Below are 6,566 nucleotides of genomic sequence, written 5' to 3' on the forward strand. Positions count from 1 at the left end.
CTTTATTTTCTCTTGGTCGATTGGATATGGGGCAGGTTTCCTCGCCATCCCACCCTACGGGAAGCTGCGCTAACGACCGCTTTTTTATCCCCTTAAAAGGAGAGGCTTGAGACCTTATTTTTTGGTTAAAAAAACTATTAACTTTTAGGAAATTTCATTACTTATTTGGGAAATATAAGTAGCTTTAATTAGCAATATATGGGCATGGTTTAAATCCTTTATCACCCTGTTTTTTTTGATTTTTTATATATATCACCATGTATTTACAGATGAAAAATTATAGGTTATAATCTATATTAGTTAACTGTTAGAAAATCAAACATGAATAAATTTAACAATAAACTTTGGAATAGTTTTTTGCAGATTGCTCAACCGTATTTTTATCCACTAGAACCGGGGGGAAACAAAGTCTTTTTAGGATTATTATTTCTGCTTTTAATGTTTTTATTTGCTGCTGTTTTTTTAGTTGTTAGTTTGATTTGTTTGGTTAATGAAGCTATATTTGGTGAGTCATTTAATAGTATTGCTCCTGGTTTAGTCAATACAATTCACAATATTATTAATTCGCACTGGATATTTGTTATTGCTTTAATGGTTGTCGTTCCTGCCATTGGTTTTTGGTACTATAAAAAACAGCTTATCCCACGTTGGCAGCCTTGGGCATTGTTAAGTTTGTTACTATTATTATCTCTGTCAGTTAGTGGTTTAAATGTAATTATTAGCTATGTAGGCAACTTTTTTACAACTGCATTATCTGAAAAAGACCAACCTACATTTTGGCGGTTCTTATATGTTTATGCTGGGGTTTTTATTGTTGGTACTCCTATAGTTGTTATTTACACGTATACAAGGCAAAAACTAGGACTTTACTGGCGAGAGTGGATGACAAATAAGTTTCTAAATAACTACTTAGAAAATAGGTCATATTATGAAATAGATTCAAAGGGGAAAATTGATAATCCAGACCAAAGAATTGCAGAGGATATTAAATCTTTCACTAACCAAAGTTTATTTTTTCTCCTCACAATTCTCAACTCAATAATTGACGTTATTTCCTTCACAGGAATTCTGTGGTCAATATCAATACCACTCTCAATATTTCTTATTATTTATGCTGTGGCAGGAACATTAGTAGCAGTAATTTTTGGCAGAAAATTAATTCCTTTAAATTTCTACCAACTCAAACGAGAAGCAGACTTTCGTTATGGATTAGTTCATATCCGCGACCATGCCGAATCAATTGCTTTTTATCGAGGAGAAGAGCAAGAATTATCTCAAATTAGACAAAGATTTACTCAGGTTTTTAATAATTTTAATTTGCTGATTGGGTGGCAAAGAAATGTAGATTACTTTACTACAGGTTATCGATATGCAGTAATTATTTTGCCTTCTTTAATTATGGCTCCTATTTATTTTGCAGGTGAGATTAAATTTGGAGATATTAGTCAGGCAGGTTTTGCCTTTAGTCAGGTTTTAGGAGCTTTTTCTTTAGTAGTTAGTCAAATCGACAACTTAACTAATTTTGCGGCTGGTATTAACCGTTTGGATAAATTTAGAGAAACATTAGAAGATACTAGAAAAGTATCAGAAGTAGGAACTAGAGAAATTGATGTAACAGAAAGTTCTAGATTAGCGTTAGAAAATATTACTTTAAATACTCCTTTAAATCACGAAGAAATTAATGAAAGTCAAAAGACTCTGGTGAAAAATTTATCAGTAGCAGTAAAGTCAGGTCAAGGATTATTAATTGTCGGAAAAAGTGGAGCAGGTAAAAGTTCTTTATTAAGAGGAATAGCAGGTTTATGGACATCGGGTACGGGTCGTTTAGTACGCCCGAATTTGGAGGAAATATTATTTCTACCTCAGCGCCCTTATATGATTTTAGGAAGTTTACGAGAACAGTTGTTATACCCTCAAGTTAACCAAGATTTTGATGAGTATGAATTAAGAAAAATTTTGAAATTGGTTAACTTAGAAGATTTACCAGATAGATTAGATGGTTTTGATGTGGAGTTACCATGGGAAAATGTTTTATCTTTGGGAGAGCAACAACGTTTAGCCTTTGCAAGACTATTATTAATTAAGCCCAATTATGCAATTTTAGATGAAGCTACCAGCGCTTTAGACCTACAAAATGAAGCGGAACTTTATGAAAAATTACAAGCAACTCAAACAACATTTGTCAGTGTAGGACATCGTTTAAGTTTGTTGAAATATCATCAACAAGTTTTAGAATTAACAGGTGATGCTAATTGGCGAGTATTATCAGCAGAAGATTATCAAGCAGAAGCTAGTTCATTTAATTAATAAAGGAAGAAGGAAGAAGAAAGAAGGAAGAAGGAATAAATCTTTAACCTTTGGTATGAATACTGTTGATATCGTTTGTATAAAAACTATATTCTGCACTTCAAAATGTAGGATTAAAAATCAGGATTCAGGAAAAAACTAGAGTTAGGAAATATCTACTTTTTCCTGATTTCAAATTTTTTTACTTCTTAATACCAAGCGTGAAAAAAGAATGTTACAAATAGTTTCGCTCCTTTAGAGGTGAAATAATTTCCTGAAATTACTGTCGTGTCAAAGTTTTGAGTCCTAAAAATATTACTTTTAACTTTTAACTTCCGTGAAATGGTTCAAAAAATTAGTATTTTAGGCGCATAGTTGCGCAGAATAATCAAGGGATTATTCTTCCTCCTACCTCCTCTATAATTCCCATTTATCCTGTCTCCTACCCTTACCCATAAGACTTTTTCAGCAAACCCTACCTACCCTTTGACAGCTCCTGCAGTAATACCTTGAACAATTCGACGTTGAGCTATTAATACCAAAATTAACAAAGGAAATGTGCCTATTACTGTTGCAGCAGCAATTGGTCCGTAGGGAATTTCAAATACAGAAGTACCCCCTATCTGAGCAACGGCAACGGGAATAGTGTACATTTCGGAACGAGTAATAAAAGTCAGAGCAAAAATAAACTCATTCCAGGCAAAAATAAAGGTTAAAATTCCTGTGGTTACTAATGCTGGAATTGTTAGAGGTAAGACGATATTCCACAACATAGAAATTGTGTTGTAACCATCTATTTTGGCTGAGTCTTCTAAATCTTTTGGTAACTGTTGGAAAAAACTTCTTAAGACCAGAATTGTCAGGGGTAAATTTATCCCAGTGTAAGGAATAATTAGGGAGATATAGTTATTACCTAAACCAAGAGACTTAATAATTTCTAACAGACCCAAAAATAATAATACATAGGGAAACAGACTGACTATTAAAACGCAGGCAATAATGATATTTTCTCCAGGGAGTTTTAACCGTGCCAAAGTATAAGCAGCAGGCGCTCCTATTCCTAGACAAATAACTGTTGAAATAATAGACACAAAAGCACTATTAAAAACATAGCGGAGAAAACCCAAACCCAAACTAAGATAGTGGTCAAAAGTTAATTGGTTGGGAGCGGGGAAATAGATATTAGGAACTGCTGATATTGCCTCATTTGTTTTGAAAGAAGTTAGTAATTGCCATAAAACAGGAGCTAGGAAAAATATGACAATTAACACCACACTTACCCATAGAATTATTCTGTCTGTTTTGATTGATGATCGATTTTTTAATATAGACATTTTTGATTCCTCATTCAAAAACTTGTTTATCACTTATTATCCAAATATCATATATAGCACTACGAATTTAGGTTAGGACATTTATAAATTCTCAAACTCAGTCAGATATTACTTTTGACTTTTGACTTTTGAATTGCGCGTAGTGCTATAACTTCCGCGTAGCGGTACTAGCGATCGCTACGGCAAGAATTAATAGTAGAAATGTTACTACTACTAAAGAAGCTCCATAACCAAAGTCTAAATAACGTCTAATAGTGGCATATATATAGATAGAAACAGTTTCTGTTTTTCCAGCAGGTCCACCTCCAGTCATTACTTGTACCAGGTCAAAAGTACCAAATGCTTGAGCAAATCTGAATAACAAAGCAATTACTATTTGTGGGATTAATAATGGGATTGTAATTTGTCGAAAACTTTGAATAGAGTTAGCACCATCAATAGCATGAGCTTCGTATAAATCAGAAGAAATAGATTGTAATCCTGCTAATAAAATGATGGCTATAAAAGGCGTTGTTTTCCAAACATCAGCAATAATCATTGCTAACATTGCTCTGAATGGGTCGCCTAACCAAGTAATATTAGTTTGAATTAATCCTAAACGGAAAAGTAGGTCATTAACTATGCCAAATTGGTCATTAAAAATCCATGCCCAAGCTAATCCCATAACTGCGGTTGGTAATGACCAAGGAATGAGACTAACAGTACGAACAAAACCTCGTCCTCGGAATGATTTATCTAAGATAAGAGCGATACTCATTCCTAATATTAATTCTAGAAAAATGGAGATGGTTGTAAATATTGTGGTGTTCCATAAACTTTGCCAAAAACGACCATCATTTAACATTCGACTGTAGTTTGTTAAGCCGGAAAAAATAGGTTTTAATTCAGTACCTAAATTTTCTGTGAATAGACTTAGCAAAAAAGCTCGACCAATGGGATAAACAAATACGAATAGCAATACTAGAATAGCTGGTAAAATCAAGAGCCATCCTGTTAATTTTTCTCTTTTTTCAATTGTGTTTATTGTCATTAATTTATACTGTTTTTGAGCAATAAGTTGGGAATAACTAATAGCTTTTTGTCACTGGATTACACAGCTAATACCATTTCTGAATAATAATGCTATATTTGATGACCATCTTTCCACTCCCTACCTCCCCACTACAAAGAGCAAACTTCAAGTATCATTTTAGTTATATAGGTTCAAAATAGGAGTATCTTTAATTCTAAAAATAGCTCCAAAATTATAATTATCTTTGCCGTTATGGGTTTAATATCAAATCTGCTTAATTCGGTATAAAAAAATGTTCCATCTGAGCGCCATTGCCAAATCTTTCTCAATATTCCCCTCCTGGGAGGGGTTAGGGGTGGGTCCCCACCTCCCCACACTGCCCATCTCCTTCTTCAAGTTCCTAACAAAGCACGAGTTTCTGCTGCGGCACCTTTCATTGCTAATTCTGGAGTACGGGAACCAGTTAGGGCAGCGCTAAGATAACGTTGTAAAATATCTGAAGCTTGAGCATATTGAGCAATGGGAGGACGTAAAACAGAATTTTCAACTACTGGAAATAAGTTTGGTAAGTAAGGAAATTCTGCTACTAGAATCTTGTCATTAAAAAGTGATTTTCTGGCAGGAACAAGACCTGTTTCTAAAATCAACTTACGTTGAACTTCTGGTTTGTTGAAGTATTGAATAACTTCCCATGCTTCCTCTGGATGTTTTGTACTTTTAACTATTCCTAACCCCCATCCACCTGAACAAGCTCCACTTTCTTTTCCTGAAGCATGAACCATTGGTTTAATAGCAAAATTTCCGGCTATTTCTGATTTTGATGCTAATGGATATACATAAGGCCAATTGCGTAGAAAAACTGTCTTACCACTTTGGAATAAACGACGAGTTTCTTCTTCTGCATAAGTTGTTACTCCAGGAGGAGAAATTCCTGCGGTAATAGTTGTGCGTAAAAAGTCTACTGCTTCTATCGCTTCTGGTCGATCTAATCCTACTTCATTTGTTTCTGAATTTACCCAAAAACCTCCATAACCTTTGAGAATTTCGATAAACATTGCGGATAAACCTTCATATTGTTTACCTTGCCAAAGGTATCCCCATTCAACTAATCCTTGCTGTTGTAATTCTTGTGATATTTTGATTAGCTCCTCAAAGGTATTAGGAGGTTCAAATCCACCTTTTTTTAATAAGTCCGTGCGATAATAAAGCATTCCTCCATTAGAGATTAATGGCATCCAATAAAGTTTATTTTTGTAAGTTCCTCCTTCTATATCTCCTGACAAATATGTTTCTTCTAATTGTTGTTTATCAATTTTTTCAGAAAGGTCTTGTAACCAGTTAGCAGCAGCAAATTTTGGCACCCAAACTGTATCCATATAAGCTAGATCATATGGTGAATCTCCTAGTAAAAAAGAGGATGTATAAAGGTCTTCTACTAAATTAGTATCCTTAGGAGCTTTGACAATTTCTAAGTTAATATTTGGGTGACTTTTGTTAAAGTCTATTTGAATTGGTTCTAATTGAGTAGCTGTGATAGCTGACATTAATACTTGGATAGTTACAGGTTTTTCCTGGGTCAGTGCAGGTGAAATTGAGCTATATAAAATACCCAGAAAAGTTGCTAAAATTAAAATGGTTATTTGGAATTTTTTTTTAGTCTAATTATCAGGAATTTTAACCAGCCATTAACTTTGGGTTTTAGTTTTTCTAGAGTAGGGTTTAAAAATTTAGTATGTTTCATTATTTTGGTAAATTAAAGAGTGAAAAATGGCTGATAGTTTTTAATAAAAGAGTTGACTAAAAAGAAATTTTGACTATATTTATCTAACTATAAGCTATTAGAAAATGACATTAGTAAATAAAGCAAGATTTTCTATTATAATAGACTTGTACTTAATTTACGATGATACATTGCTTTGGATTACAACTTTGAT

Annotated in this window: 4 protein-coding genes; 1 reads left to right on the forward strand and 3 read right to left on the reverse strand. The window is 33.6% G+C overall.

All coding sequences use genetic code 11. The features are described 5' to 3' along the window. Positions 1-321 precede the first annotated feature (321 nt). The gene (locus F6K13_RS12680) at positions 322-2,307 is read left to right on the forward strand and encodes an ABC transporter ATP-binding protein/permease (protein ID WP_287243319.1); all 1,986 of its coding nucleotides are present in this window, start codon (positions 322-324) and stop codon (positions 2,305-2,307) included. A 458-nt stretch (positions 2,308-2,765) separates the two neighbouring features. On the opposite strand, the gene F6K13_RS12685 is transcribed toward F6K13_RS12680, so the two are convergent. The 3 genes from F6K13_RS12685 to F6K13_RS12695 all read right to left on the reverse strand — a co-directional run bounded on the left by F6K13_RS12685 (position 2,766) and on the right by F6K13_RS12695 (position 6,176). Then, positions 2,766-3,620 (reverse strand): carbohydrate ABC transporter permease, encoded by an 855-nt coding sequence (locus F6K13_RS12685; protein ID WP_124145909.1) that lies wholly within the window; start codon positions 3,618-3,620, stop codon positions 2,766-2,768. Positions 3,621-3,765: 145 nt separating this feature from the next. Next, positions 3,766-4,650, reverse strand: coding sequence for a carbohydrate ABC transporter permease (locus tag F6K13_RS12690; RefSeq protein ID WP_124145908.1), 885 nt, complete (start codon positions 4,648-4,650; stop codon positions 3,766-3,768). Positions 4,651-5,024: 374 nt separating this feature from the next. Then, complete coding sequence (locus F6K13_RS12695; protein ID WP_287243322.1) at positions 5,025-6,176, reverse strand: ABC transporter substrate-binding protein; 1,152 nt, start codon at positions 6,174-6,176, stop codon at positions 5,025-5,027. Positions 6,177-6,566: the final 390 nt, after the last annotated feature.

This window comes from Okeania sp. SIO2B9 (assembly GCF_010672505.1).
Taxonomy (GTDB): domain Bacteria; phylum Cyanobacteriota; class Cyanobacteriia; order Cyanobacteriales; family Microcoleaceae; genus Okeania; species Okeania hirsuta.

Coding starts and splice junctions, on each gene's coding strand:
- F6K13_RS12690 (WP_124145908.1), bottom strand. CDS start 4,650: ATGACAATAAACACAATTGAAAAAAGAGAAAAATTAACAGGATGGCTC.
- F6K13_RS12685 (WP_124145909.1), bottom strand. CDS start 3,620: ATGTCTATATTAAAAAATCGATCATCAATCAAAACAGACAGAATAATT.
- F6K13_RS12680 (WP_287243319.1), top strand. CDS start 322: ATGAATAAATTTAACAATAAACTTTGGAATAGTTTTTTGCAGATTGCT.
- F6K13_RS12695 (WP_287243322.1), bottom strand. CDS start 6,176: ATGTCAGCTATCACAGCTACTCAATTAGAACCAATTCAAATAGACTTT.